Here is a 26682-nt window from a genome sequence, read left to right on the forward strand (position 1 = left end):
ACCAACCCCCCCCCCCACCACCCCCTTCTTCCCACCCCCCCCCCACCCACCCCCAAGTCGTTCTTTATTTATAACACTTTAAAAAACCCTGTTTCTCACTCACGACCGGGGTGCGGGAGACTGCCTGCCTCAGCCGGAGTCGCGCTTGCCCATCAGGGAGAACGCGACCACCAGCGCCACCGCGACCCACGTCAGCAGCGTCCCGCCGCCGGTCAGCGGACCGAGGTAGGTCGCCGAGTCCGTCTTGAGCTGGGCCGTGCTCAGCTGCTCCGCGGCCGACGCCGGGAAGTACGCCAGGATGTCGCGCTGGACCCACGCCGGCAGCAGCGCGCCCAGGATCGCCGGGGCGAAGATGAAGCCGATCGCCGTCGCGATCGCGCCCGCCGCGCTGCGCATCATCACGCCGAACGACAGGGCCAGCAGCGCGAACGCCGCGAACTCCGCGCCCCAGCCGAGCAGGCTGCGCACCACGCCCGGGCCGCCGAGGCCCAGGGTCGGGATGTTCGGGTTGATGCCGAGCACCAGCTGGCCGATGAAGAACGCCGCCGCGGCGAACACCGTCCCGAGCACGAACGCCAGCAGCCCGACGACCACGGCCTTCGAAATCAGGACCCGGCCGCGGTGCGGCGTGATCGCCAGGGTCAGGCGCATCATCCCGGTCGAGTACTCGCCGGACACCGCCAGCACGCCCAGCACCGAGATGAGGATGAGCCCGAGGTTCATCCCGACCATGGCGGTGCCCGCCGAGTCGAAGTCGGCCGTCTGGCCGGCGGGCAGGTTCTGGTAGTCCTGCTCGGTCAGGAAGCTGAACAGCACGGAGAACCCGACGCTGACGACGGCCGCGAAGATGACGACGACCCAGGTCGAGCGGACCGACTTGAGCTTGGTCCACTCGGCGGCGAGCGTGTTGGTGATGCCCGGCGAAGTCTTCGCGGCGGGCAGTGCGGTTGCGGTCGTCATGTCAGTCCGTCCCTTCCGACGCGAGCGCCCGCACGGTCTCGAGCACCTTCTCCTCCGCCGGCGCCGCGCCGCTGTGCGACCGGTACTGCACGCTGTCCTTGGTGAGGTCCATGAACGCGGCCTCGAGGCTGGCGCGCACCGGCGTGAGCTCGTGCAGCCCGAGCCGGCGCTCCAGCGCGAGGTCGCCGATCTCCGGCGCGTCCAGGCCGACGACGTTGAGCGAGCCGTCGTCCAGCTTCGTCACCTTGGCGCCCGCGCGTTCGAGGGCTTCGGCGAGCTCGGTCGCGCTCGGCGAGACGACGTGGACGTGGCTGCGCGCGCTGCGCTGGGTGAAGTCGGTGATCGGCATGTCGGCGATCAGCTCGCCGCGGCCGATCACGATGACGTGCTCGGCGGTCTCTTCCATCTCGTTCATCAGGTGGCTGGACACGAAGACCGTCCGCCCCTCGGCGGCGAGGTCCTGCATCAGCGTCCGGATCCAGTAGATGCCCTCGGGGTCGAGGCCGTTGACCGGCTCGTCGAACAGCAGCGTCGGCGGGTCGCCGAGCAACGCCGTCGCGATGCCGAGCCGCTGGTACATGCCGAGGGAGAAGTTGCCGACCTTCTTGCCGGCGACGTCGCCGAGGCCGACGGTGTCGAGCACCTCGTCGACGCGCTTGCGGGGGATGCCGCCGGCCTGGGCCACCCACTGCAGGTGCCGGTAGGCGGTGCGCGCGCCGTGGACGGCCTTGGCGTCCAGCAGCGCGCCGACCTCGCGCATCGGCGCGGGCAGGTCGCGGTAGGCCTTGCCGTTGACGGTGACCGAGCCGCCGCTGGGGGCGTCCAGGCCGAGGATCATCCGCATGGTGGTCGACTTGCCCGCGCCGTTGGGGCCGAGGAAGCCGGTCACGACGCCGGGCTTGATGTCGAACGACAGCCCGTGCACGGCCGTCGTGTCGCCGTACCGTTTCGTCAGGTCTCGTGCTGTGATCAAGCGCCCGCTCCGTATCCGATCCTGTGTGCCTGGGTCAAGTGAACCGGTTGCCACGGCCGTCGTGCTACGGCACAAGGTGGCTTCTCACCGCAACCAAAGTTGCAACCCCCGTACCGGCGTGATCTTCCCAGCACGCGGGTGGGCCGGCAACTCGGGGAAACGTCAACTTTCGATGGTCGAATGACGACTTTCGAGGACTCACAACGCAGTTTTCGCTGTGCTTGAATCGATCACAGGCAATCATCCGTCGAGTGTCACCGAGGAGTTTCCCATGGCCAAAGAACAAGGCGGCCGCCCGTTCGTTTCCCTCGTCATGGGGCTGATCCTGGTCGCGGGCGGGATCGCGATCATCCTCAACGCGGGCGAGCACACCATCGGCGTGATCGGCGGCGCGGTGACGATCCTGGCGGGGGTGGCGTTCTTCGTCCGCAGCGCGGCGTCCCGCAAGACGACGGCCGCCGGACGGCGCCGTTTCTTCATTTCCTGAAAGCACTTCCGGACGGGCTTCGCGGCCGTCCTGGTGTCCCGGTCGGGGGGTCACCAGGACGGCCGTTTCGCGTTTCAGCCTTCGTCGGCGCCGAGAGCCAGCCGCACCAGGTCGTCGACGTCCAGCTCGCTCAGGTCGTCGGCGCTCTCCCCGGCGTCGTCCACTTCGGACTCCGGGAACAGTTCTTCGCCGAGGCACCCGGCCAGCGCGGCCGGGGTCGGGTAGTCGAAGATCAGCGTGGCCGGCAGGCGGACGCCCGTCGCCGCGGTCAGCCGGTTGCGCAGCTCCACCGCCGTCAGCGAGTCGAAGCCCAGCTCCTTGAACACCCGGGCCGGGTCGACGACGCCGCCGTGGCCCAGCACCGCGGCCACCTGCGCGCACACCAGGTCCAGCAGCGCCTGCCGCCGGTCCTCGGCGGACATCCCCGCCAGCCGCTCCCGCCGGCCGTGGTCGCCCTCGGCCGCACGGCGCCGGATCGTGGTCCGGACCAGTCCGCGCAGCTGCTCGGGGACGTCGGGGCCCAGCGCGCGCGGGTCCACCAGCATCGGCACCAGCACCGCGTCGGGGGCGTCCAGCGCCGCGTCGAACAGCGCCAGTCCCTGGTCCGCGGGCAGCGGCGGCAGCCCGGACCGCGCCATCCGGCGCACGTCGGCGTCGGAGAGCCCGGCCGTCATGCCGCCGGCCGGGAGCCACGGGCCCCACGCCAGCGCCAGCGCGGGCAGTCCCGCCGAACGCCGTCGCCGGGCCAGCCCGTCCAGGAAAGCGTTTGCGGCGGCGTAGCTGGCCTGCCCGGGCGCGCCGAGCACACCCGCCGCCGAAGAGAACAGGACGAACGCGGACAGGTCGTGGTCGCGGGTCAGCTCGTCCAGGTTGGCCGCGGCCACCGCCTTCGGCCGCAGGACGGTGTCCAGCCGGTCCTCCGAAAGCGCTTCGACGAGCCCGTCGTCGAGCACCCCCGCCGCGTGCACCACCGCGGTCAGCCGCACCCCGGCCAGGAGCTTCGCCAGCGCCTCCCGGTCCGCCGCGTCACACGCGACCACGGCTGCCTCGGTCCCGAGCGCGGCCAGCTCGGCGCACAGCTCGGGGACGCCATCGGCCCCCGGGCCGCGACGGCTCGTCAGCAGCAGGTGCCGGACGCCGGACGCCGCGAGGTGCCGGGCCAGCAGCCGCCCGAGCCCGCCGGTGCCGCCGGTGATCAGCACGGTGCCGTCGGGATCGAGTGGCGCGGGCACGGTCAGCACGACCTTGCCGACGTGCTTGGCCTGGCTCACGTGCCGGAACGCGGCGGGCGCGCGCCGGACGTCCCACGCGGTGACCGGCACCGGCGTCAGCGCGCCGTCGGCGAACCAGGCCAGCAGCCGGTCGAACAGCTCGCGGATCCGGTCGTACCCGGCCTCGACCAGGTCGAACGCCTGGTACCGGACGCCGGGGTGCGCGGCCGCGACCGTCGCCGGGTCGCGGACGTCGGTCTTGCCCATCTCGAGGAACCGGCCGCCGCGCGGCAGCAGCCGCAGCGACGCGTCCACGAAATCCCCGGACAGGGAGTCGAGCACGACGTCGACGCCGCGTCCGCCGGTCGCCGCGCGGAACGCGGCCTCGAAGTCCAGGGTCCGCGAGGAGGCGATGTGGTCGTCCGCCAGGCCGCCCGCCCGCAGCGTGTCCTGCTTGCCGGTGCTCGCGGTGCCGTAGACGTCCGCGCCGAGCAGCCGTGCGAGCTGCACCGCGGCCATGCCGACGCCGCCCGCCGCCGCGTGCACCAGGACGCTCTCGCCGGGCCGCAGGTCGCCCAGGTCGGTCAGGGCGTAGAGCGCGGTCAGGAACACCACCGGCACCGACGCGCCCTGCGCGAACGAGAGCCCGGCGGGCAGCGGGCAGACCATGCGCTCGTCGACCTCGGCCACCGGCCCGAACGCGCCGCCGAACAGGCCCATCACCCGGTCGCCGGGCGCGAAGCGGGTGACGCCGGCGCCGACCGCCGTGACGACCCCGGCGGCCTCCAGCCCCGGCGAAGTCGCCGGGCCCGGGTACATGCCGAGGGTGTTGAGAACGTCGCGGAAGTTCACGCCGGCGGCACGCACGGCGATCCGCACCGCGCCCGGCGCCACCGGTCCGGCGAACTCGGGGCAGGGCACGACGGTCAGCCCGTCGAGGGTGCCGCGCTCGGCGATGTCGAGCCGCCACGGCCCGGCGGGGACGGTGAGCGCGTCGGTTTCCTTGGCCAGCCGCGCCACCCTGGCCGTGCCGGCGCGCAGGGCGACCTGGTTCTCCCCCGTCGCCAGCGCGGCCGCGGGATCGGCCGAGCCGTCGGAGTCGACCAGCACGAACCGGCCGGGGTGCTCCGACTGCGCCGAGCGCACCAGGCCCCAGACCGCGGCGAGCGCGGGATCGGGCGGCCCGTCGCCGTCTTCGGCGACGACCGCGCCCGAGGTGAGCAGCGCCAGTTTCGCCTCGGCGAACCGGTCTCCGGCGAGCCACGCCTGGACGAGGGCCAGCGCGTCGTGCACCGGCCGCGCCGCGAACGGCAGCACGACGACGTCCGGGACCTCGGTGACGTCGGCGAGCGAGGCGGCGACTGTCCACGTCGGATCCGCGAGGTCGCCCTCGTGCGCGGGCCAGGTCAGCCGGTAGAGCGCGTCCGGGCGGGCTGCCGGCTGATCCGGGGAGAACTCCCGCAGTGTCAAGGAGTCCACAGTGGCCACGGCCCGGCCGGCGAAGTCGGCGACGGTGATCGCGAGTGACTCGGCGCCGGTCTTGGTGAGCCGCACGCGCAGGCCGCGCGCCCCTTCGGCGTGCAGCGACACCCCGCGCCAGGAGAACGGCAGCCTGCCGTGCGGGGCGGGCGCGAACGGCAGGAACGCCGCCGCGTGCAGGACCGCGTCGAGCAGCGCCGGGTGCAGCCCGAACGCCGACACGTCCACGTCTTCGGGCAGTTCGGCTTCGGCGTAGACGTCCTCGCCGTGCCGCCAGGCCCGCCGCAGCCCCCGGAAGACCGGACCGTAGGCGAAGCCGCTGTCCGCGAGCCGGTCGTAGAGCCCTTCGGTTTCGAGGAGTTCCGCGCCGGCGGGTGGCCACGTCGTGAGGTCGTCGCCGCGCGCCGGGACCGCCGGCGTCAGCACGCCGCTCGCGTGCAGCGTCCACGGGCTGTCGGGCGCCGCGTCCTCGGGGCGTGAGTGGATGGTCAGCGAGCACGCCCCGGACTCGTCCGGGGCGCCGGTCAGGACCTGCAGCCGCACGCCGCCGGTCGCGGGCAGCGCCAGCGGCGCCCCGAGGGTCAGCTCCTCGACCTGCGGGCAGCCGGCGCGGTCGCCGGCGTCGACGGCGAGGTCGACGAACGCCGTCCCGGGGAAGAGCACCGAACCGCCGATGCCGTGGCCGGCCAGCCAGGGGTGGGTGCGCAGCGAAAGCCGGCCGGTGCCGAGCACGCCCGCGGACCCGGCCAGCTCGGCCGTCGCGCCGAGGAACGGGTGCTGGCTGGCGGCCAGCCCGGCGGTCGCGACGTCACCGGGCCGCCCCCCGGCGGGCCAGAAACGGCGGCGCTGGAACGGGTAGGTGGGCAGGTCGGCCCGGGCGCCGCCCGCGTGCAGCGCGGTCCAGTCCGGGGAGAAGCCGTGCACGTGGGCCTCGGCCACCGCGGTCAGGAGGGTCTCGACGTCCGGCCGGTTCCGCCGCTGGGTCGCGGTGACGAACACTTCGTCTTCGACGCAGTCGCCGACCATGGCCGAAAGCACCGCGTCCGGCCCCAGCTCGACGAACCGGGTGACCCCCCGGGCCGCCAGCGAGGCGACACCGTCGGCGAACCGGACGGTCTCCCGCACGTGGCGGACCCAGTGCTCGGGATCGGTGGCGGCCGGCACCAGCCCGATCCGCGGGTCCCGGTAGGACAGTCCGTGGGCGACCTCGCGGAACCGCGCGAGCATCGGGTCCATCAGCGGGGAGTGGAACGCGTGGCTGGTGCGCAGCCGCTTGGTCTCCCGGCCCAGCCGCGTGAAGTGCGCCGCGATGCCGAGGACGTCTTCCTCCACACCGGACACGACGACCGACGCCGGCCCGTTGACGGCGGCGATGTCCACCAACGCCGTGAGCAGCGGCCGGACCTCGTCCTCCGTCGCTCGCACGGCCACCATCGCACCCGTCGCGGGGAGTTCCTGCATGAGCCGGCCGCGCGCGGCGACCAGCGTGCAGGCGTCGTCGAGGCTCAGCACCCCGGCCACGTGGGCGGCCGCGAGTTCGCCGATCGAGTGGCCCATGACGAAGTCCGGGGTCAGGCCCCACGACTCCAGCAGGCGGAACAGCGCGACCTCGACCGCGAACAGCGCGGGCTGGGCGAAGCGCGTCTGGCCGAGCCGCTCGCCGCCCTCGGCGATCACCTCGTGCAGCGGGAGGTCGAACCGTGCGCAGGCCGCGTCGAAGGCGTCGGCGAACACCGGGAACTCCTCGCGCAGCGCGAGTCCCATGCCCGCGCGCTGGGCGCCCTGGCCGGTGAACAGGAACGCCGAGCGGCCTTCGCCGGTGACGCGGCCGCGCACGACGCCCTCGCCGCCCTCGGCCAGCAGGCGGAGGTTCCGCACGGCGGTGGCCTGGTCGGGGGCCGCCACGACGGCCCGGTGGTCGAACGCCGTCCGGGCGGCCAGCGCGGCGCCGATGCCGGCGGTTCCTTGTTCGGCCACCGGAAGCAGGGCGGCGGCCTGCGCGGACAACGCCGCTTCGGTGTGGCCGGACAGCGGCCAGAGCTTCACGACCGACTTGTCCGCGATGGACCTTTCCGCGGCCGGCGCTTCTTCCAGCACGGCGTGGGCGTTGGTACCGCTGAAGCCGAACGCGGACACCGCGGCCCGGCGCGGGCGCCCGGCGGCGGGCCAGGCGACCGGTTCGGTCAGCAGCCGGACGTGCCCGGCGGTCCAGTCGACGCGCTCCGAAGGGACGTCGGCGTGCAGGGTGCGCGGCAGCACCTCGTGGTTCAGCGCCAGGACCGTCTTGATCACCCCGGCGACACCGGCGGCGGCCTGGGTGTGACCGAGGTTCGACTTGACCGCGCCGAGCCACAGCGGACGCTCGCGGTCCTGCCCGTAGGTGGCGAGCAGTGCCTGGGCTTCGATCGGGTCGCCGAGCCGGGTGCCGGTGCCGTGCGCTTCCACGGCGTCCACATCGGACGGTTCGAGCCCGGCGTCGGCGAGCGCGGCGCGGATGACCCGCTGCTGCGACGGGCCGTTCGGGGCGGTGAGGCCGTTGCTCGACCCGTCCTGGTTCACGGCCGAGCCGCGCAGCACGGCCAGGATCCGGCGGCCGTTGCGCTCCGCGTCGGAAAGCCGTTCCAGCAGCAGGATTCCGGCGCCCTCCGACCAGCCGGTGCCGTCGGCGGCGGCGGAGAAGGCCTTGCAGCGGCCGTCTTCGGCCAGCCCGCGCTGCCTGCTGAACTCGACGAACCCGGCGGGGGTGGCCATCACGGTGACGCCGCCGGCCAGCGCCAGCGAGCATTCGCCGGCCCGCAGCGACTGCGCGGCGAGGTGCAGCGCGACCAGCGACGACGAGCACGCCGTGTCGACGGTGACGGCCGGGCCTTCGAGCCCGAAGGTGTAGGAGACGCGGCCGGACAGGACGCTCGCCGCGTTGCCGGTGCCGAGGTGCCCGGCGACGTCGTCGGCCGAGTCGCGCAGCAGGGCCGGGTAGTCCTGGCCGTTCGTCCCGGCGAAGACGCCCGTGCGGCTGCCGCGCAGGGCCACCGGGTCGATCCCGGCGCGTTCGAAGGCCTCCCAGGCGGTCTCCAGCAGCAACCGTTGCTGCGGGTCCATGGCGACGGCCTCGCGCGGTGAGACTTCGAAGAACTCCGGGTCGAACCCGGCCGCGTCGGCGAGGAAACCGCCTTCGCGGGTGTAGCAGGTGCCGGGGTGGTCGGGGTCCGGGTGGTAGAGGCGGTCGAGGTCCCAGCCGCGGTCGCCGGGGAACGGCGAGATGACGTCCCGGCCGGCCTCGAGGAGCTCCCAGAGCTGCTCGGGCGTGCTGACGCCGCCGGGGAACCGGCAGCTCATGGCGACGACGCCGATCGGCTCACCGGTGCTCGGGCCGGTGAGCCCGGTCGGCTTCCGGTCGGCCGCGCCGAGCGCACGCGGTCGGCCGCCGGTCGGCCCCGCGGCCCCGGGATCGACCTCGCCGAGCAGGTGGTCGGCGAGGGCACGCGGCGTCGGGTGGTCGAAGACGAGGGTGGACGGCAGGGTCAGGCCGGTCTCGCGGCCGAGGGCGTTGCGCAGCTCGACCGCGGTCAGCGAGTCGAACCCCAGGTCGGCGAACGGCCGGTCCGCGCGCACGGCGGCGGCGGCGTGGCCGAGCACCGCGGCGACCTGAGCGCGGACCAAGTCCAGCGCGGCGGCGGGCCGGTCGGCTTCCGGGAGGCCCGCGAGCAGGTCCGGGAAGCCGGCGCCCGCGGTGGCGGAACCACTGGCGAGCTCGCCGCGCGAGCCGGACCGCACGAGGGCGGAATCACCGGCGAGCCCGGCGAGCAGCGGCCGGGGGGCCAGCCGCCCGGGGTCGAGGTCGATCGGCAGGACCAGCGCCTCCGGCCCGGCGAGGGCGCGGTCGAACAGGGCCAACGCGTCGCGCACCGCCAGCGGCCGCACGCCGCCCTGGCGCATGCGGGCCACCTCCGCCTCCGCGAGCCGCCCGGTCATCCCACCCTCGGGTACCCAGGGGCCCCACGCCAGCGACACCGCCGGCAACCCCAGCTCTCGCCGGTGCTCGGCGAGCGCGTCGAGGAACGCGTTGGCCGCCGCGTAGTTGCCCTGCCCGGCCCCGCCGAGGACCCCGGCGGCCGACGAGAACAGCACGAAGGCCGACAGGCCTTCGGTGAGTTCGTGCAGGTTCCAGGCCGCGTCGAGCTTGGGGCGCAGCACCGCCGCCAGCCGCTCCGGCGTGAGCGAGGAGACGACCCCGTCGTCGAGCACCCCGGCCGCGTGCACCACGGCGTCGAGCGGGCCGACCTCGCCGAGCAACTCGGCCAAGGCTTCCCGGTCGGCGACATCGCAGGCGGCGAGCACGACGTCGGCGCCTTCGGCCGTCAGCTCGGCTCGGAGTTCCGCCGCGCCCGGCGCGGCCGGCCCCCGGCGGCTCACCAGGACGAGCCGCCGCACGTCGTGCGCGCGGACCAGGTGCCGGGCCAGCTCACTCCCGAGCGACCCGGCGCCGCCGGTGACGAGCACCGTCCCGCCGAGCCGGACCGACCCGTCCGAAGTGGACTCCACCAGCCGCGGCACGGTGACCGCACCACCGGCATAGGTGGCTTCCGGTTCCTCCGTGACGAACGATTCCGGCAGCTCGCCGTCGACGTCCGCCAGGACGAACCGGCCGGGGTGCTCGGCCTGCGCGGACCGGACCAGGCCCCGCACCGCGGCCCCGGTCACGCCCCGCGTGACGAAGACCAGCTTCGACCGGGTGTACCGATCATCGGACAGCCACGCCTGCAGCACTTCCAAGGCTTCCCGCGCCAGCCGGTGCGCGGCCGGGACGACGTCGTCCTCGGCCTCGCACCGGAAGCAGACCACCGGCGGCACCTCGGCGCCCAGCTCGTGCCAGTCGACCGCCGGATCGCCACCGGTCGCGGGGACCCGTGCCACCCGGTACAGCGCGCCGCCCGGCTTGACCGCGCGCTGCCCGTCCAGCCAGTAGCGTTCCCGTTGGAAGGGGTACGTCGGCAGGTCCACCACCCGCGCCCCGCGGCCGGCGAACACGGCGTTCCAGTCCGGGCTGAACCCGGCCATGTGCAGCTTCCCGACGGCTTCGGTGAACGTGCGCACCTCGTCGCGGTCGCGGCGCAGGACCGGCACCACCAGGGCGTCCACGCAGTCGCCGGCCATCGCGGCGACGGTGCCGCCGGGGCCGGGGGTCACGAACCGCGTCACGCGGTTGGCCGCGAGCCAGCGCATCCCCTCGTGGAACCGGACGGTGGCGCGGATGTGCCCGGTCCAGTACTCCGCCGAGGCGACGTCGGCGGGTTCACCGGTCACATTGGACACCACCGGGATCTTCGGCGGCGCGTAGGAGATCGTCGAAGCGACCGCGCGGAACTCGCCCAGGACGGCGTCCATGTGCGGTGAGTGGAACGCGTGGCTGACGCGCAGCCGCTTCGAACCGGGGAACCGCGCGGCGATCTCCTCGACGGCGTCGACGTCGCCGGAGACGACCACGGCTCCGGGCCCGTTGACCGCCGCGACGGCCACGCCGTCGCGCAGCAGCGGCCGCACCTCGTCCTCCGTGGCCCGCACCGACGCCATCGCCCCGGCCACCGGAACCGACTGCATGAGCCGCGCCCGCGCGGCGACCAGCCGGCACGCGTCCGGCAGGTCGAACACCCCGGCGACGTGCGCGGCGGCCAGCTCGCCGATGGAGTGGCCCATGACGAAGTCCGGGGTCAGGCCCCACGACTCCAGGAGCCGGTACAGCGCGACCTCCACGGCGAACAGCGCGGGCTGCGCCACTTCGGTGCGGTCCAGCTCGCCGCCGCCGAAGACCAGGTCCCGCAGCCCGGTGAACCCCGCGCAGACCTCGTCGAAGGCTTGCGCGAACGCGGGGAACGCGGCGTACAGCTCGCGGCCCATGCCCGGCTGCTGCGCCCCCTGGCCCGGGAACACGTAAGCCGTCTTCCCCGGAACGGTTTCGCCGATCGCGGGCTCGGCCAAGCCGTCCCGCAGTTCCTCGGCGGTCGAAGCGACGACGACCGCGCGGTGCTCGAACGCGGTCCGCGTGGTGGCCAGCGAGTAGCCGACGTCGACCGGCCGCAGACCGTCCACACGCGACAGCAGCCGCTCCGCCTGCGCGCGCACCGCCTCGGGGCTCTTGCCCGAGAGAACCACCGGGACCAGCCCCGGCACGCCCGGTTCGGCGGCAGCAACCGAAAGCTCGGGCGCCTGCTCGAGGATCGTGTGCGCGTTGGTCCCGCTCACGCCGAAGGACGAAACCCCGGCGCGCCGCGGCCGCTCCCCCGCCGGCCACGCGACGGCCTCCTGCAGCAACCGGACCCCGCCCGCGTCCCAGTCCACTTTGGACGTCGGCGTCTCCGCGTGCAGCGTGCGCGGCAGGACCTCGTTGCGCAGGGCCATGACCATCTTGATGATCCCGCCGACGCCGGCCGCGGCCTGCGTGTGCCCGATGTTCGACTTCGCCGAACCCAGCCACAGCGGCTCGGCGCCCGCGCGTTCGCGGCCGTAGGTCGCCAGCAGCGCCTGCGCTTCGATCGGGTCGCCCAGTGTGGTCCCGGTGCCGTGGCCCTCGACGACGTCGACGTCCGCGGCGGACAGTCCGGCGTCGGCGAGCGCGGCACGGATGACCCGCTGCTGCGACGGCCCGTTCGGCGCGGTCAGCCCGCTGCTCGCGCCGTCGGAGTTGACCGCCGAGCCGCGCACCACCGCGAGCACCGGGTGGCCGTTGCGGCGCGCGTCGGAAAGCCGTTCCAGCAACAGGAAACCCGCGCCCTCGCCCCAGCCGGTGCCGTCGGCGGCGTCGGCGTAGGAGCGGCACCGGCCGTCCGGCGAGAGCCCGCGCTGGCGGCTGAACCCGATGAACGTCACCGGCGTCGACATCACCGCGACGCCGCCGGCCAGCGCCAGCGAGCAGTCCCCGCGCCGCAGGGCCTGCGCGGCCCAGTGCACCGCGACCAGCGACGACGAGCACGCCGTGTCCACCGTGACCGCCGGGCCTTCCAGGCCGAAGGTGTAGGCCACGCGGCCGGACGCGATGCTGGCGGCGCTTCCGTTGCCCACATAGCCTTCGAGGCTCGCGGGCAGGCCGGTCAGCCGCGTCGCGTAGTCGTTGTACATGACCCCGGCGAACACGCCCGTGCTGCTGCCGCGCAGCGACACCGGGTCGATCCCGCCCCGCTCGAACGCCTCCCACGCCGTTTCGAGCAGGAGCCGCTGCTGCGGGTCGATCGTCTGCGCCTCACGCGGGGAGATGCCGAAGAACTCCGGATCGAACCGGTCCGCGTCGTGCAGGAACCCGCCGTGGCGGGTGTAGCACGTCCCGGCGCGATCGGGGTCCGGGTCGTAGAGCGCGTCGAGGTCCCAGCCGCGGTTGACGGGGAACCCCGAGATGGCGTCGCGGCCCGAAGCCACCAGGTCCCAGAGGTCTTCCGGCGAGCGGACGCCGCCGGGGTAGCGGCAGCTCATCGCCACGATCGCGATCGGCTCGTGTTCGCGGTCCTCGGCGTCGCGCAGCCGCTCGCGCGTCCGGTACAGGTCCGCGGTGACCTTCTTGAGGTACCCGCGCAGCTTGTCGTCGTCGCTCATGCCTTTTCCCCATCGCCGGCCCGCACGGCGCGTTCGAGCACGTCCGCCGCCCGTTTCGCGCCGCCGGCAGCCTTGATCGCGTCCCGCATCCGCGCGACTTCCCTGGCCATGGCCGCGTCGGCGGCGACGGCCAGCACGGCGTCGCGCACGGCGGCGCCGGTCACGTCTTCGAGCAGCGCGCGGCCCAGTCCCAGCCGCTCGACCTGCGCCGCCGTCACCCGCGCCTCCGGGCGCTGCGGCACGGCGACCACCGGGACGCCGTGGCCGAAGGCGTCCATCAGGGACCCCGTCCCGGCCTGGCAGACGACGACGTCGGTGTGCGGGAGGACCGCGCGGTGGTCGAGCCAGGAGTGCAGCTCGACGTTGTCCGGCATGGCCGCCGCGACGTCGTCGCCGACGTGGCCCGCGGTCGTCATCACGACCCGCCAGCCGGTGCCCGCGAAGGCCCGCCCGCAGGCGGTGAAGAACCCGGGGTTGCTGTTGGACGAGGTGCCCAGCGACACGAGCACGACGGGGACGTCCTCGCCGGGCGGGGCCCAGCCGTCGTGCGCGGGGCCGTCGTCACCGGTCGGGCCGACGAACACGAATTCGTCGCCGAAGCACTCCGCGCGTGGCTGGAACGCCCGGGGCACGAACACCAGGTTCGCCACGACTTCCCCGCCACCGGGCGGGAAGCTCGGCGGGGTGTCGAGGCCGAACTGCGCGAGCAGCGCGGTGATGCGCTCGCCGCACGCTGCCAGCGCCGGGTGCCCGGGGTCGAGCGGCGGGCCATCGAGGTCGGCTTCGCTGCCGTTGAGCGGGACCTCGTCGTTGCCGCCGAACCCGGCGAACAGCCGGACGACACCGCAGCCGGCGCGCCGCGCGACGAGACCGCCGACGTCGGTGCTCAGCACGTCCTCGACCACCAGGTCCACCGGGCGGTCCGCGAACGCCGGCCACGCGGTGGCGAGCGGGGCGTAGGCCTCGTCGAGGTAGTGCGCGAGCACGGTGGCGAGGTCGTCGGCGGTGTGCACGTCCGGCATCGACTCCGGGAACGCCGACGGGTAGGTCAGCACCGTCGCGCCGGTTTCGGCCACCACACCGGCGAACCGCTCGGCGACCACATAAGACACTTCGTGCCCGCGCGCGAGCAGCTCGCGCACGACCGGCAGCGTCGGCCGGAGGTGACCGAAGCCAGGGAAACCGAAGAAGGCGACATGCCCGCCGGAGACGTCCACGGCGGCCACCCTAGGTCGGCGCGCGGCCCGCCCCCGGCGGCTGCACAGGAAAACCGGTGAATCGCCTAGTGTCCCCGCGCCAGCCGCCCGAAGACCAGCATTCCTCCTAGATTTCCCCGGCTAGAACTAGGACATCCCGTCCGCCGGCCACGCGAGGTGAAACCCATGGAGCGCCACACCGGAACCGGACTGCTCCGCAAACCGGACGTGACGCTGCCGCACCGGCTGGCCAGATCGGCCGCCGCCACCGACGGCGTCGCGACCCCGAACGCGCTCGTGGCCGGCTGGATCGCCGACCGCAACCGCGCCCACCGCCACGAAGTCCGGCGCATCGAGTTCGGCGACCTTCGCCACTGGGGCTTCGAAGCCGGCAGCGGGAACCTGCGCCACGAGAGCGGCCGCTTCTTCGGCGTCGAGGGCCTGGAGGTCGACACCGACCACGGGCCCGTCACGCACTGGTCGCAGCCGATCATCAACCAGCCGGAGATCGGCATCCTCGGCATCCTCGTCAAGGAGATCGACGGCGTCCTGCACTGCCTGATGCAGGCGAAGTCCGAGCCGGGCAACGTCAACGGCGTCCAGATCTCGCCGACGGTCCAGGCGACCAAGAGCAACTACACGCGCGTGCACGGCGGGCGGCCGGTCCCCTACCTGGACCACTTCCGCGACCCGGACCCGGAAACCGTGCTCGCCGACGTCCTGCAGTCGGAGCAGGGTTCGTGGTTCTACCGCAAGCGCAACCGGAACATGATCGTCGAAGCGGCGGAGTTCGAGGCCGGCGGCGAGCTGCCCGAGGACTTCCGCTGGCTCACCCTCGGCCAGCTGCACGAGCTGCTCAAGCAGGACAACCTGGTCAACATGGACGCCCGCACGGTGCTCTCGTGCATGCCGGCCGGGCTCGAAGGCCGCGAAGGCGACGCCGTGAGCGACCTCGCCGCGGCGGTGGCGCGCTCGTCGGCCCAGCACACCGGCAGCCTGCACACGCGCACCGAAGTGCTCAGCTGGATCACCTCGCGCCAGGCCCAGCACGTCGTGCGCACCAGCTCCCTGCCGCTGAGCGAGGTCGCGAACTGGGTCCGGACCCCGGCCGAGATCTCCCACGAGCTCGGCCTGTTCTTCAGCATCATCGCCGTCGACATCACCACCAACGGCCGCGAGGTCGCGCGGTGGACGCAGCCGCTGGTCCGCCCGCACGGCGCGGGGGTGGTGGCGCTGCTGGTCAAGCGCGTCGACGGGGTGCTGCACGCGCTGCTCAACGCTCGCGTCGAGCCCGGTTACCTGGACGTGGTGGAGCTGGCGCCGACCGTGCAGTGCACCCCGGACAACTACGTGCTCACCCCGCCCGCGCACCGCCCGCCGTTCCTCGACACCGTGCTGGGCAGACGCGACGACCAAGTGCTCTTCGCCGCCCAGCTGTCGGAAGAGGGCGGCCGGTTCCACCACGCCTACAGCGACTACCAGATCATCGAGGTGCCCGCGGACTTCCCGGACGCCGGGCTGGCCGACTTCCGGTGGCTCACCCTCAACCAGCTCAACGAGCTGCTGCGGCACAGCCACTACGTCAACGTGCAGGCCCGCAGCCTGATCGCGTGCCTGCGGGGGCTGCGGTGAACCGGCCGCTGCGCCTGGGCGCGCTGGGCTGCTCGTCGATCGCCGCGCGGCGCACGCTGCCCGCGCTGGCCGGCGTCGCCGAGCTGGAGCTGACCGAGGTCGCGGCCCGTTCACCGGAGAAGGCCGCGGAGTTCGCCCGGCGCTTCGGCGTCACCGCCTCGACCTACGCGGAGCTGCTCGACAGCCCCGACGTCGACGCCGTGTACGTCTCGCTGCCGACCGCGCTGCACCACGAGTGGGCGCGGAAGGCGTTGCTGGCCGGGAAGCACGTGCTGTGCGAGAAGCCGCTCACCCTGACCCTCGACCAGGCCGAGGACCTCGCCGAGCTGGCGGAGAAGCAGGAGCTGGTGCTGCGCGAGAACTTCACTTTCGTGCACCACCCGCAGCACGCGAAGGTGCGGGAGCTGCTCGACGGCGGCCGGCTGGGCGAGCTCCGGACGTTCACCGCGTCGTTCGGCATCCCGCCGCTGGCCGCCGGCGACATCCGCTACGAGCCGTCGCTGGGCGGCGGGGCCCTGCTCGACGTCGGCGTGTACCCCTTGCGCGCCGCGCTCTTCCTGCTGGGCCCCGAGCTCCGGGTGACCGGGGCCACGCTGAAGTTCGACGGCACCGGCGTCGACGTCGCCGGGCACGCGCTGCTCACCTCGGCGAGCGGGGTCACGGCGTCGCTCGACTTCGGGTTCCAGCACAGCTACCGCTCGCGGTACGAGCTCTGGGGCAGCGGCGCCGCGCTCTCGCTCGACCGCGCCTTCACCCCGCCACCGGGGCGGCAACCCGTGCTGCGCATCGAAGAACAGGACCACGTCGAAGAGCTCTGGCTGCCCCCGGCACACCAGTTCGAGCTGTCGCTGCGCTCGTTCGCCGTCGCCGCGCTCGCCGGGCGCGACGACTCCGAAGCCGCCTGGCTCACCTCGTCGGTGGCCACCGCGCGGCTCGCCGGCGAAGTGTTCACGCACGCCGCGGCGGTGATCGGCTGATGGAGATCATCGGGAACGGCTTCATCGCCCACCACACCCGGCGCTACTTCGGCGACCGGCACCCGGACGTCACCCTCATCGCCGCGGGCGTCTCGACCGTGCTGGTCAACGACGTGTCCGCGTTCCAGCGCGAGTCCACTTTGGTCTACGACGTGATCCACCGCTGCCGGGCCGCCGGCCGCACGGTGATCTTCCTGTCCACCGCGTCGACCGGGATGTACGGCGCCGACCAGTCGATCGGCAGCGAGGGCGGCGCGGTCTTCCCGCTCACCCCGTACGGGCGCCACAAGCTGTGCCTCGAACACGTCTGCGCGCTCTCGGGCGCGCGCTGGCTCGTGCTGCGGCTGTCGCACATCGTGGGGCGCGGGCAGTCACCGCACCAGCTGCTGCCGTCCCTGACCCGGCAGCTGCTCTCGGGCTCGGTGACGCTGCACTCCGGGGTCTCGCGCGACCTGCTCGACGTCGGCGACATGATGCGGATGATCGACTCGCTGCTCGCCCAGGGCGTCCGCGACGAGGTCGTCAACGTGGCGTCCGGGCGGTCGGAGGCGATCGAGGACATCGTCGACGGGCTGGAGGAGCGCCTCGGCACCCGCGCCGAGCGCAAGCTGATCGACATGCCCGCCAAGCGCGGCGAGGTGCGGATCGACAAGCTGCGCGGGCTGGTCACCGGCTTCGACGACTTCGGCATCGGCCCCGGCTACCTGAAGTCGCTGCTGGACCGCAACATCGACGAGCTGGCCGGCAACGCCCGCCGGCACCTGAAGGCCGCGGCCGCCGTCTGATCGTCCACTGTGGAGTGCTCCGCTACCGGAGCGGCACGACGTCCGGCACACCGTACTGGGGGCTGGGTGCGCCGGACGTCGTACCTCGCAGGCGGGAGGGGGGAGTGCTCCCGCCGGGTCTGCGGCCGCTCACGGCGGCGCGGCGCCGCGCTGTCCCCCCGTCATCGATTCCCCCTCCGCCGGGCGCGCGCCTGCGGTATTGAGCTTCCCGGGCCGGGACGTGGTGGGGCTAGCGGAAAAGGTCGCTGACGCGGACAACCTAAGTTGATCGAGGAGGAGGCATCCGGCCCTCGAATGGAGTAGCCGCGGGTGGATGTACTCGCGGGCAGGCTCTCCGGCCGCCCGTACCCGACCGCGTCCAGTGGTCTTGACCATTGCGTCGAGGCGTCCTTAGCGTTCGGCCGTCCCCACCGTCGCGGACGCGTGCCCCCGCCACGCACGTACCGCTCTCCCCGAGGAGGCGCCATGCTGTCCAGGCGTACCTTCGTCACCGCCGGTCTGACCGCCGTGGCCGGCGCGTCGCTGTGGTCCACCGCCACCGCGCCGAAAGCGCGGGCCGCGGCGTCGCTGCCGGTGACCCTGAAGAACAATTCGGGCAACGGCACCGTCTACGCCTACATCAGCGGCGCGGACACGTCGGGCTGGCCCGGGTTCGTCACGGCGAGCGGCCAGTTCCAGCGGCTGCCCAACCCGTCCTCGCCCGTGACGCCGATCCCGGACTACGCCATTCCGCTCACCGGCTCGGGCGCCCAGGTCACGGTGACGCTGCGCGACTACATCATCGGCGGCCGCGTGTGGTTCTCGACGGACCAGAAGATCCAGTTCTTCGTCAACCCGGGCCCGGGCCTGGTGCAGCCCGGCTTCACCAGCTCCGACCCGAACTGGCGGACCAACTGGACCTTCGCCGAGTTCACCTACAACAGCGCGAACCTGTACGCGAACATCAGCTACGTCGACATGGTGGCGCTGCCGGTCTCGATGGCCACGACGGGCGCGGCGGGGTCGCAGTCGGTCAGCCCGCTGCCGGACGGCGCGCTCGGCGCCATCGCCGACGGGCTGCGCGCCCAGCACGCCGCGGACGGGGCGCCGTGGGACCAGCTGGTCGTCACCGACAGCTCCGGCAAGGTGGTGCGCGTGCTCGCGCCGGGCCACTCCCCGACCGACTTCGGCGGCTACTGGAGCGGGTACCTCAACGCCGTCTGGGACCACTACCGCTCGACGCCGCTGACGATCAACGGCCAGGGCGGCATCGGCTCCTACACCGGCACGGTCAGCGGCGACACGATCGTGTTCGCCGGCCTGAACACCAACGGCGTGCCGTTCACCAAGCCCAGCGCGATCGACATCTTCGGCTGCGCGAGCGGGCCGCTCTACAACTCCGGCGGCGACGCGCGCGGCGCGATCGCGGCCCGGCTCGCGGCCGCGCTCAACCGCAGCAGCCTGCTGGTCGCGGGCGGCAACAACCAGCCCGACGGCGTCGCCCCTTCGCAGTACTACAAGGACGCCACGACGAACCACTACGCGCGTCTGGTCCACCAGCACGCGTCGATCGGCTACGCGTTCCCGTACGACGACGTCGGCCCGACCGGCAGCCAGCCGGTGGACGGCCACCTCCAGGACCCGGCCCCGACGTCCTGGACCGTGGCGCTGGGCGCGGGCGGCGGCACCACGACCCCACCGACCGGCGGCGGCACGAGCGCGTACTCGACGATCCAGGCGGAGTCCTACAGCGCCCAGAGCGGCACGCAGAACGAGGCGTGCAGCGATTCCGGCGGCGGCACGGACGTCGGCTGGATCGCCAACGGCGACTGGCTGAAGTATTCGGGCGTCGACTTCGGATCGAGCGCACCCCGCCAGTTCGTCGCCCGGCTGGCGTCGGGCGCGGCGGCGGGCGTGAGCGGCGCGATCCGCGCGCGGGTGGACAGCGTGTCGGGCCCGGTGCTCGCGGAGATCGACTTCGCCAACAACGGCGGCTGGCAGTCGTGGCAGACGGTCCCGGCGAACATCGTGAGCTCGGCGACCGGCGTGCACGATCTGTATTTGACGTTCTCGGGCGGCTCGGCGGACTTCGTCAACATCAACTGGTTCACGTTCACGCGGTAGGTCCGCAGAGCGGGGAAGCCCAGGCCGGCGGCCTGGGCTTTTCCGTGCGCGGGCGGTTCCTTGCGCGGAAAGGGGCCGCCGGACCGGCAGCGCCTACCACGCTGGCCCCGCGGCACTTTCGGGCGCGGAACCACCCACCGCCGCCCGGTCCAGCACCTACCACCCCACCGCACTTCCGGGCGCGGAACCTCCCGCCGCCGGCCGGTCCACCACCGCCCACCGCGGGCCGGTCTCCGGCTCGGTCGTCGCGTCGGCCCAGCCGAGCGCGGCCGCGCGCAACATCGCCGGCTGCGTCGCGTCCGTGCTGCTGTCCAGCACCGCGTGCAGCGCCGCGACGTCGTACAGCGTCTCGTCCAGCCCGGCGCCGGTCCGCGCCCGTGCCGCGCCGAGGGCGGTCAGCGCCGCGATCAGGTCGCCGCGGACCAGCGCGCAGGCGCAGACGTCGTCCACTTCGGGCACCGCCCAGTCGCTCGGGAACCGCCACCCGCTGGTGCTGCTCGCCCGCCGCCACCGGCCGCGCAGCGTCCGCACGGCGCCGCCGCCGTGCTCTCGATCGCCCACTGGCCCGTCCTCCCCGTCGGTCTCGGGAGTGCGAGGGCGCTCGTCGCGGCCCGTGACGCCACGAAGGCACCGAACCCGCCGCCTGAGTTAACCCGGAAGAGTTAGTCCGGCCCGGACGGGTGATGGATCCGCTTACGGACCGACGGTCGACACCGGTGGTTCGGGAGGGCCCGGTTCGTCGTCGTCGGGGCCCGGCCACTGCAGGCCGGCCTCGGCGACCACCGCGTCGAAGATGGGGGTGGCGGCGGGGTTCATCGCCACCGCCCGGGACCGGCCACCCCGCCCGGCGCGGGCTGCCGGGCCTGTAGGTAGGCATGCCGCAGCGCCTCGCGGGCACGCGCGGCCACCGCCGCGACTCCGGTCGGCGGCACCCCCAGCACGGGAGCCAGCTCGGCCGCCGTGCGCCCGTCGGCGACGGTGCTCCACAGCACCGTCCGCCAGCGGGCCGGCAGGGCGTGGAAAGCCGCCCCGGCCAGGTCGTCGGCCCCCGGGCCGGACCGGCGGGCGGCCAGCTCGCGCATCGTCGTCACGAGGTACGGCCGGAGGTTTTCCCGCGGCCCGCCACCGGCGCGGAGGACGGCGAGGACGCGGGTGAACGCCGCCGCCACCAGCTCGTCGCCGTCGGCGGGCCGGCCGGCCCACTCCGCGGCGAGCCGGCGCAGGGCCCCGGCGTGCCGGCGGAAGAGCCGGTCACCCGCGCCGGCGTCGCCCCGGCGGAACTCGGCGATCAGCCGGGCGTCCGGCGGGCCGCCGTCGTCGACCGCTCCCCACATCGCGCACTCCGATCCTCGCCGCAACCACGCTCCGTGATAATCCGGGCCTCAAAGTAACAGATACAGAAGCGTAGCCCCTACTCTGGACCCCGGTAGGGTCTTCGAAGTGACGTCCTCCTCCGGTCCCGGCGACGGACGCGCGGCCCGCTGGGCGGGACAGCGCGAGCGACGGCGTCGCGAGTTCGTGGACGCCGCCCTGCGGGCGATCGCCGAGCACGGCCCCGACGTGTCGACCGAGCGCATCGCCGACGTCGCCGGCGTGGCGCGTCCCCAGCTGTACAAGCACTTCGACGACGCGACCGACCTCAAGCGCGCGATCGCCGACCGGGCGACCGGGCTCATCACCACCGCGCTGCAGCCCGTGTGGGAGCCGCAGGGCAGTCCGCTGCAGATGATCACCGTCGCGGTCGACGCGCACACCGGCTGGCTCGCCGGCAACGGCAACCTCTACCGCTACCTGACCCGGCACGCCCAGATCGGCGGGCGGGACGCGATCTCAGACGTCAAGACCGTCATCGCGCGCCAGCTCACCCAGGTGTTCGAGTTCTACCTGACCGCGTTCGAACTGGACGCGCGCATCGCCGAGGTCATTTCCTTCGGCGTCGTCGGTCTCGTCGACTCCTGCACCGCGCAATGGCTCGAAAGCCCCCGCGGCGTCACGCGGCACCGGCTGACCGAGCTCCTCACCCACTGGATCTGGCGCATCATCGACGACTCCCTGCGCGCCGGCGGCGTCGAACTCGACCCGCACCGGCCGCTGCCGCCCCCGCCGCGCCCACCGGGCGTCAGACGGTGAGGACCACCTTGCCCCGCAGGTGACCCCGCTCGATCAGCCGGTGCGCGTCGGCGATCCGGTCGAACGGGAAGGTCTCCTGCACGTGGACCCGGAGCTCGCCCCGGTCGACGAGGGCGGCGAGGCCGCGCAGGGCGACCGGATCGGGGTCGACCGCGATGCCGCTGAAGCGCATGCCCGCCGCCTCGAACTTCGCGATGAGCTCCGTGTCCTCCTCGGCGACCGCCGTCACGAGGTGGCCGCCGGGGCGGAGCACCTCGAGCGAGCGTTCGGCGGCGTCGCCGCCGAGCGTGTCGAGCACCACGTCGATGTCGCCGGCCACCTCGGTGAAGTCGGCCGCGGTGTAGTCGATCACCTCGTCGGCGCCGAGCCCCGCGACGAACTCCCGCTTGGCCGGACCCGCGGTGGCGATCACGTGCGCGCCGAGGGACTTCGCGAGCTGGACGGCGACGTGGCCGACCCCGCCGCCCCCGCCGTGGACCAGCACGCGGTCGCCCGCGCTCACGCCGCCGAGGTCGACGAGGCCCTGCCACGCCGTCAGCCCGGCGACCGGCAGCGCCGCCGCCTCGACGTGGGAGAGCGACGCCGGCTTGCGCGCCAGGTGCAGGGCCGGCGCCGCCACGAACTCGGCGTAGGCGCCGGCCGCCCGCGGGAACAGCGGCATCCCGAACACCTCGTCGCCCGGCCTGAACCGCCACGTCCCGGGCGACGCCTCGACCACGCCGCTGACGTCCCAGCCGAGGACGAACGGCGGCGGGCCGAGCAACGGGAATTCCCCGGCCCGCAGGCGCGGTTCCAGGGGGTTCAGCCCGATCGCCCGCACGCGGACGAGGACCTCGCTCGGCAGGGGCCGGGGTTCCGGCGCGGTTTCGACGGTGAGGACCTCCGGGCCCCCGAAGCTGTGCTGGGTGATGACTCGCATACCCCGACGGTGGCCCGCCACCGCGCGGGCGGGCCACCGGTGCCGCGCCAGGATTTTCCGGCAACCCGCCAAGCTAGGCTGGACGTCGATGATGATCGAACTCGTCCGGGCCGGCGAACCGGCGGTGTGCGAGCCGTTGGCGCACGGCGACGTCGTCCCCGCCCACTTCCACGACTTCGGCCAGCTCCGGTACGCCGCGTCCGGGGCACTGGTCACCTCGACCGGGCCGGTACCTGGGTGGCGCCGGCGAACCGCGTCACGTGGGTGCCGCCGTTCCACGTCCACAGCGGCCGATCGCACGGCCGGACCGACATCCGGCTGCTCGAGGTGCCGGCGGCGCGGGCCGGGCAGCTGCCGGCGGAACCGTCGGTGTTCGAGGCGAGCGCGCTGCTGCGCGAGGCCTACCTGGCGAAGCTCGAAGACCCGGCCGACGGTCCCCGCTCCCGGCTGCTGCTCGACGTCGTCCTTTCGGAACTCGCGCGCGCCCCACGTGAGCCATTGCGTCTTCCGGAGCCGCGCGACGCCCGCCTCAAGGCGGTGACGGACCTGCTGCACGCCGACCCGGCCAGCCCGGCGACGCTGGCGGAGCTGGGGCGCCGGACCGGCTCGAGCGAACGGACGCTCAGCCGGCTGTTCGGCAGCGAGCTGTCGATGAGCTTCCACCAGTGGCGCACGCTGCTGCGCGTCCAGCGCGCGGTGCTCGAACTCGGCGAAGGCCGGTCGGTGACGGACACGGCGATCCGGCTGGGCTGGGCGAACCCGGGCAGCTTCATCGAGGCGTTCACCGCGCTGGTCGGCCGCACCCCCGGCCGCTACCGCGCGGCCATGCGATAGCACACCTGCGGGCTGCTGAGAGCGCTCCCAATATTCATCCGAGTGGACCACGACGAGGCGGGCACGACCCTTTACCCTCCAACCTGGAAGCGCTCCCAGAGGCCAGGAGGCGGCGTGCGCACTTCGATGACGAAGGCGATTTCCCGGGTGGTCGTCGCGCTGCTCGTGCTCGGCCTGAGCCTGGTGGTCCCCGGCGTGTCCGCGGGCACCACCGCCGCCGGGAAGTTCAACTACGGCGAAGCACTGCAGAAGGCCGTCTGGTTCTACGACGCCCAGCGCTCCGGCGTGCTGCCCAGCGGCAACCGGGTCTCGTGGCGCGGCCCGTCCGCCCTCGACGACGGCAAGGACGCCGGCCTCGACCTCACCGGCGGGTTCTACGACGCCGGTGACCACGTCAAGTTCGGGCTGCCGTTCGAGTCCAGCATGACCATGCTCGCCTGGGGCGGACTGGAAAACCGCGCCGCCTACCGGGATTCCGGCCAGTGGCCGTACCTGCTCGCGAACCTGCGCTGGGGTGCCGACTGGCTGATCAAGGCGCACCCGCACCCCGACGTGCTGTACGGCCAGGTCGGCAAGGGCGACGACGACCACAAGTGGTGGGGCCCGGCCGAGACGATGACCATGGCCCGCCCCGCCTACCGCGTCGACGACTCCTGCCCCGGCTCGGACCTCGCGGGCGAAGCCGCCGCGCAGCTGGCCTCCGGCTCACTGGTGTTCCAGGCCGACGATCCCACCTACGCGGCCACCCTGCTCACGCACGCCAAGCAGCTGTACTCGTTCGCCGACAACCACCGCGGCGCCTACTCGAACTGCATCACCGACGCCCAGAACTTCTACAAGTCCTGGAGCGGTTACCAGGACGAGCTGGTGTGGGGCGCGATCTGGCTCTACAAGGCCACCGGCGACAGCGCCTACCTGGCCAAGGCGCGCGCCGAGTACGAGAAGCTGGCCACCGAACCGCAGACCACCACCCGGTCCTACCGCTGGACGCTGGCCTGGGACGACAAGTCCTACGGCGCCTACGTCCTGCTCGCCCAGCTCACCGGCGACCCCGAGTACGTCGCCGACGCCAACCGCTGGCTGGACTGGTGGACCACCGGCGTGAACGGCCAGCGCGTGCCCTACTCCCCCGGCGGCCAGGCCGTGCTCGACCAGTGGGGCTCGCTGCGGTACGCGGCGAACACCGCGTTCGTGGCGCTGACGTACTCGGACTGGTTGCGCGCCACCGATCCCACGCGCGCGGCGACGTACCACGCGTTCGGCGTCCGGCAGATCGACTACGCGCTGGGCGACAACCCCCGCGGCGCGAGCTTCGAGGTCGGGTTCGGCGTCAACCCGCCCCGCAACCCGCACCACCGCACCGCGCACGGCTCCTGGGCCGACAACATCAACGAGCCGACGTTGAGCCGGCACGTCCTGTACGGCGCGCTCGTCGGCGGCCCTTCCTCGCCCAATGACGCCTACACCGACGACCGGACCAACTACACGATGAACGAGGTCGCCCTCGACTACAACGCCGGCTTCACCAGCGCGCTGGCCCGCCTCTACGGCGAGTACGGTGGCACGCCACTGGCGTCGTTCCCGACGGCGGAAACCCCCGACGGCCCGGAAATCCTGGCGCAGGGCGCCCTCAACCAGCCCGACGGCGGCACGTTCACCGAGATCAAGGCGTACGTGATCAACAAGTCGGCGTGGCCGGCACGCACCTTCACCGGCTCGCTGCGCTACTACTTCACGCTCGACGGCGCCACGACGCCCGGCCAGATCTCGGTTTCCTCCGCGTACAACCAATGTGACGCGCCGGCCGTGCGCCAGTTCTCCGGCTCCGTCTACTACGTCGACGTGCAGTGCTCCGGCGGGGTCGCGCCGGGCGGGCAATCGCGCTACCGCAAGGAAGTGCAGTTCCGGATCAGCAGCGCCGGCACCTGGGACCCGGGCAACGACTGGTCGCACACCGGCCTCGCGCCGAGCGGTTCCGCGCCCGCGAACGCCTCGCGGCTGGTGCTCGCCCAGGGCGCCACGGTGCTGTGGGGCAGCCCGCCCGGACCGTCCACAGGGGACACCACTCCGCCGTCGGCGCCGACCGGGGTCACCGCCGTCGCGGGCAGCACGAGCGTCAGTCTCACGTGGACCGCGGCCACCGACGACGTCGGCGTCGCCGGGTACGACGTGCTGAACTCGGCGGGCGCGACGATCGGCAGCACCACGAGCACCGGCTACCAGGTCACCGGCCTCACCCCCGGCACCGCGTACACGTTCTCGGTGCGCGCGCGGGACGCCGCCGGCAACGGGTCCCCGGCCAGCTCGGTGTCGGTCACGACCACGACGACCGGCGGCGGCACCGGAACGCTCGCCGTCCAGCAGCGGTCCAGCAGCGGGACCACCGACAACCAGATCCGCGCCGGTCTCCAGATCGTCAACCGGGGCAGCACGTCCGTCGCCCTGACCGGCGTCACCGCGCGGTACTGGTTCACCGGCGACGCCACCAACCCGAACTACCAGATCTGGTGCGACTACGCGGTGGTCGGCTGCGCCAACGTCTCGCTGCGGGTGGTGAAGCTCGCGACGCCGCGACCGGGCGCCGACGCCTACGTAGAGGTCGGTTTCGGCGGTGGCACCCTCGCCGCCGGCGCGAACACCGGCGAAGTCCAGATCCGGGTCGCCAAGGCCGACTGGGCGGCGTTCGACCAGGCCGACGACTACAGCTACCGCGCGGCGGCGGCGTTCAGCGACCTCGCCACCACGACGGCCTACCAGGCCGGTGCTCTCGCCTGGGGCACCGAGCCCTGATCGGCTACCGCGGTTCGCCCGGCAGGTCGGCGGCGACGGCGAGCAGGTCGGCGGCGCTGTCGGCGAGCAGGGCGGGGAAGTCGCCCTGCTCGCCGAGCACCCAGCGCCGGGTGGCCGACGCCAGGATCGCCATGCCGAGTGCGGTGGCCAGCCGCGCGGTGTGCTCGTCGTGGCCGCGGCGGCACAGGGCCGCGGCGGTCGCCTCGGCCAGCACCGCTTCCTTGATCAGGCTGCGTTCCCGCAGCGGCGGGTTGGCCGCGATGACGGCGCGCAGCTCGATCAGCACCTCGGGCGGGCGCAGTACGTCGGGCACGGCGGTGAACGCGGCCATCAGCGTCGCGAGCGCGCCGGTGCCGGCCGGCACCTCGTCGATGCCCGCTTCCAGGCAGGCCTGCAGCTCGTCGCCGGCGAACAGCACCTCCCGCTTGTCGGTGAACCAGCGGTAGAACGAGCGCTCGGTCAAGCCGGCGTGCTTGGCGATCTGCGCGACCGTGGTGCGGTCGTAGCCCTGATCGCGGAACAGTTCCAGCGCCGCGCGCTCGAGCCGCTCCCGGGTGTTGCCTTCCCAACGAGCCATGCCGTCAGCATAGCGACAGCAGATGCTGTCATCACTGTGCTACCGTCG

At 73.5% G+C, this 26682-nt stretch carries 15 protein-coding genes and 1 pseudogene; 8 read left to right on the forward strand and 8 right to left on the reverse strand.

Annotated elements, in window-relative coordinates; genetic code table 11:
- Positions 1–129: 129 nt before the first annotated feature.
- Positions 130–960 carry an ABC transporter permease subunit gene (locus tag ACWEVP_RS14085; RefSeq protein ID WP_452062951.1) on the reverse strand — a complete coding sequence of 277 codons (831 nt, stop codon included), beginning with the start codon at positions 958–960 and terminating at the stop codon, positions 130–132.
- A 1-nt stretch (position 961) separates the two neighbouring features.
- Positions 962–1933: an ABC transporter ATP-binding protein gene (locus ACWEVP_RS14090; RefSeq protein WP_452062952.1), complete on the reverse strand. Its 972-nt coding sequence runs from the start codon at positions 1931–1933 to the stop codon at positions 962–964.
- Positions 1934–2204: 271 nt separating this feature from the next.
- On the opposite strand from ACWEVP_RS14090, the gene ACWEVP_RS14095 reads away from it, so the two are divergent.
- On the forward strand, positions 2205–2420 hold the full coding sequence (locus tag ACWEVP_RS14095; RefSeq protein ID WP_452062953.1) for a hypothetical protein: 216 nt from the start codon (positions 2205–2207) through the stop codon (positions 2418–2420).
- A gap of 74 nt (positions 2421–2494) precedes the next feature.
- Here ACWEVP_RS14095 and ACWEVP_RS14100 read toward each other — a convergent pair whose 3' ends face one another.
- Both ACWEVP_RS14100 and ACWEVP_RS14105 read right to left on the reverse strand, forming a co-directional pair.
- Complete coding sequence (locus ACWEVP_RS14100) at positions 2495–12691, reverse strand: SDR family NAD(P)-dependent oxidoreductase (protein WP_452062954.1); 10197 nt, start codon at positions 12689–12691, stop codon at positions 2495–2497.
- The gene (locus ACWEVP_RS14105; protein ID WP_452062955.1) at positions 12688–13908 is read right to left on the reverse strand and encodes a macrolide family glycosyltransferase; all 1221 of its coding nucleotides are present in this window, start codon (positions 13906–13908) and stop codon (positions 12688–12690) included. Before ACWEVP_RS14105 ends, ACWEVP_RS14100 begins: the two co-directional genes overlap by 4 nt.
- A gap of 165 nt (positions 13909–14073) precedes the next feature.
- Here ACWEVP_RS14105 and ACWEVP_RS14110 point away from each other — a divergent pair, with 165 nt between their 5' ends.
- The 4 genes from ACWEVP_RS14110 (at position 14074) to ACWEVP_RS14125 (ending at position 19384) form a co-directional block, all read left to right on the forward strand.
- Positions 14074–15519, forward strand: a complete 1446-nt coding sequence (locus ACWEVP_RS14110) for an NDP-hexose 2,3-dehydratase family protein (RefSeq protein WP_452062956.1) — start codon at positions 14074–14076, stop codon at positions 15517–15519.
- Positions 15498–16496 carry a Gfo/Idh/MocA family protein gene (locus ACWEVP_RS14115; protein ID WP_452062957.1) on the forward strand — a complete coding sequence of 333 codons (999 nt, stop codon included), beginning with the start codon at positions 15498–15500 and terminating at the stop codon, positions 16494–16496. The genes ACWEVP_RS14110 and ACWEVP_RS14115 overlap by 22 nt, the downstream gene beginning before the upstream one ends.
- Positions 16496–17281, forward strand: a complete 786-nt coding sequence (locus ACWEVP_RS14120) for an NAD-dependent epimerase/dehydratase family protein (protein ID WP_452062958.1) — start codon at positions 16496–16498, stop codon at positions 17279–17281. Before ACWEVP_RS14115 ends, ACWEVP_RS14120 begins: the two co-directional genes overlap by 1 nt.
- Positions 17282–17746: 465 nt before the next feature.
- Positions 17747–19384, forward strand: a complete 1638-nt coding sequence (locus ACWEVP_RS14125; protein WP_452062959.1) for a beta-1,3-glucanase family protein — start codon at positions 17747–17749, stop codon at positions 19382–19384.
- A 156-nt stretch (positions 19385–19540) separates the two neighbouring features.
- Here ACWEVP_RS14125 and ACWEVP_RS14130 read toward each other — a convergent pair whose 3' ends face one another.
- Both ACWEVP_RS14130 and ACWEVP_RS14135 read right to left on the reverse strand, forming a co-directional pair.
- On the reverse strand, positions 19541–19945 hold the full coding sequence (locus ACWEVP_RS14130; RefSeq protein WP_452062960.1) for a hypothetical protein: 405 nt from the start codon (positions 19943–19945) through the stop codon (positions 19541–19543).
- Positions 19946–20196: 251 nt separating this feature from the next.
- The gene (locus tag ACWEVP_RS14135) at positions 20197–20718 is read right to left on the reverse strand and encodes an RNA polymerase sigma factor (protein ID WP_452062961.1); all 522 of its coding nucleotides are present in this window, start codon (positions 20716–20718) and stop codon (positions 20197–20199) included.
- Positions 20719–20824: 106 nt separating this feature from the next.
- Here ACWEVP_RS14135 and ACWEVP_RS14140 point away from each other — a divergent pair, with 106 nt between their 5' ends.
- Positions 20825–21514 carry a TetR/AcrR family transcriptional regulator gene (locus ACWEVP_RS14140; protein ID WP_452062962.1) on the forward strand — a complete coding sequence of 230 codons (690 nt, stop codon included), beginning with the start codon at positions 20825–20827 and terminating at the stop codon, positions 21512–21514.
- Here ACWEVP_RS14140 and ACWEVP_RS14145 read toward each other — a convergent pair.
- The gene (locus tag ACWEVP_RS14145) at positions 21504–22433 is read right to left on the reverse strand and encodes an NADP-dependent oxidoreductase (RefSeq protein ID WP_452062963.1); all 930 of its coding nucleotides are present in this window, start codon (positions 22431–22433) and stop codon (positions 21504–21506) included. The genes ACWEVP_RS14140 and ACWEVP_RS14145 overlap by 11 nt on opposite strands.
- 91 nt (positions 22434–22524) lie before the next feature.
- On the opposite strand from ACWEVP_RS14145, the pseudogene ACWEVP_RS14150 reads away from it, so the two are divergent.
- Positions 22525–23267: pseudogene (locus ACWEVP_RS14150) on the forward strand (AraC family transcriptional regulator).
- A gap of 114 nt (positions 23268–23381) precedes the next feature.
- Complete coding sequence (locus ACWEVP_RS14155; RefSeq protein WP_452062964.1) at positions 23382–26057, forward strand: glycoside hydrolase family 9 protein; 2676 nt, start codon at positions 23382–23384, stop codon at positions 26055–26057.
- A 4-nt stretch (positions 26058–26061) separates the two neighbouring features.
- On the opposite strand, the gene ACWEVP_RS14160 is transcribed toward ACWEVP_RS14155, so the two are convergent.
- Positions 26062–26634, reverse strand: coding sequence for a TetR/AcrR family transcriptional regulator (locus tag ACWEVP_RS14160; RefSeq protein WP_452062965.1), 573 nt, complete (start codon positions 26632–26634; stop codon positions 26062–26064).
- Positions 26635–26682: the final 48 nt, after the last annotated feature.

This window comes from Amycolatopsis sp. NPDC003865 (assembly GCF_053605345.1).

Coding starts and splice junctions, on each gene's coding strand:
- ACWEVP_RS14085 (WP_452062951.1), bottom strand. CDS start 960: ATGACGACCGCAACCGCACTGCCCGCCGCGAAGACTTCGCCGGGCATC.
- ACWEVP_RS14095 (WP_452062953.1), top strand. CDS start 2,205: ATGGCCAAAGAACAAGGCGGCCGCCCGTTCGTTTCCCTCGTCATGGGG.
- ACWEVP_RS14100 (WP_452062954.1), bottom strand. CDS start 12,691: ATGAGCGACGACGACAAGCTGCGCGGGTACCTCAAGAAGGTCACCGCG.
- ACWEVP_RS14110 (WP_452062956.1), top strand. CDS start 14,074: ATGGAGCGCCACACCGGAACCGGACTGCTCCGCAAACCGGACGTGACG.
- ACWEVP_RS14120 (WP_452062958.1), top strand. CDS start 16,496: ATGGAGATCATCGGGAACGGCTTCATCGCCCACCACACCCGGCGCTAC.
- ACWEVP_RS14125 (WP_452062959.1), top strand. CDS start 17,747: ATGCTGTCCAGGCGTACCTTCGTCACCGCCGGTCTGACCGCCGTGGCC.
- ACWEVP_RS14135 (WP_452062961.1), bottom strand. CDS start 20,718: ATGTGGGGAGCGGTCGACGACGGCGGCCCGCCGGACGCCCGGCTGATC.
- ACWEVP_RS14145 (WP_452062963.1), bottom strand. CDS start 22,433: ATGCGAGTCATCACCCAGCACAGCTTCGGGGGCCCGGAGGTCCTCACC.
- ACWEVP_RS14160 (WP_452062965.1), bottom strand. CDS start 26,634: ATGGCTCGTTGGGAAGGCAACACCCGGGAGCGGCTCGAGCGCGCGGCG.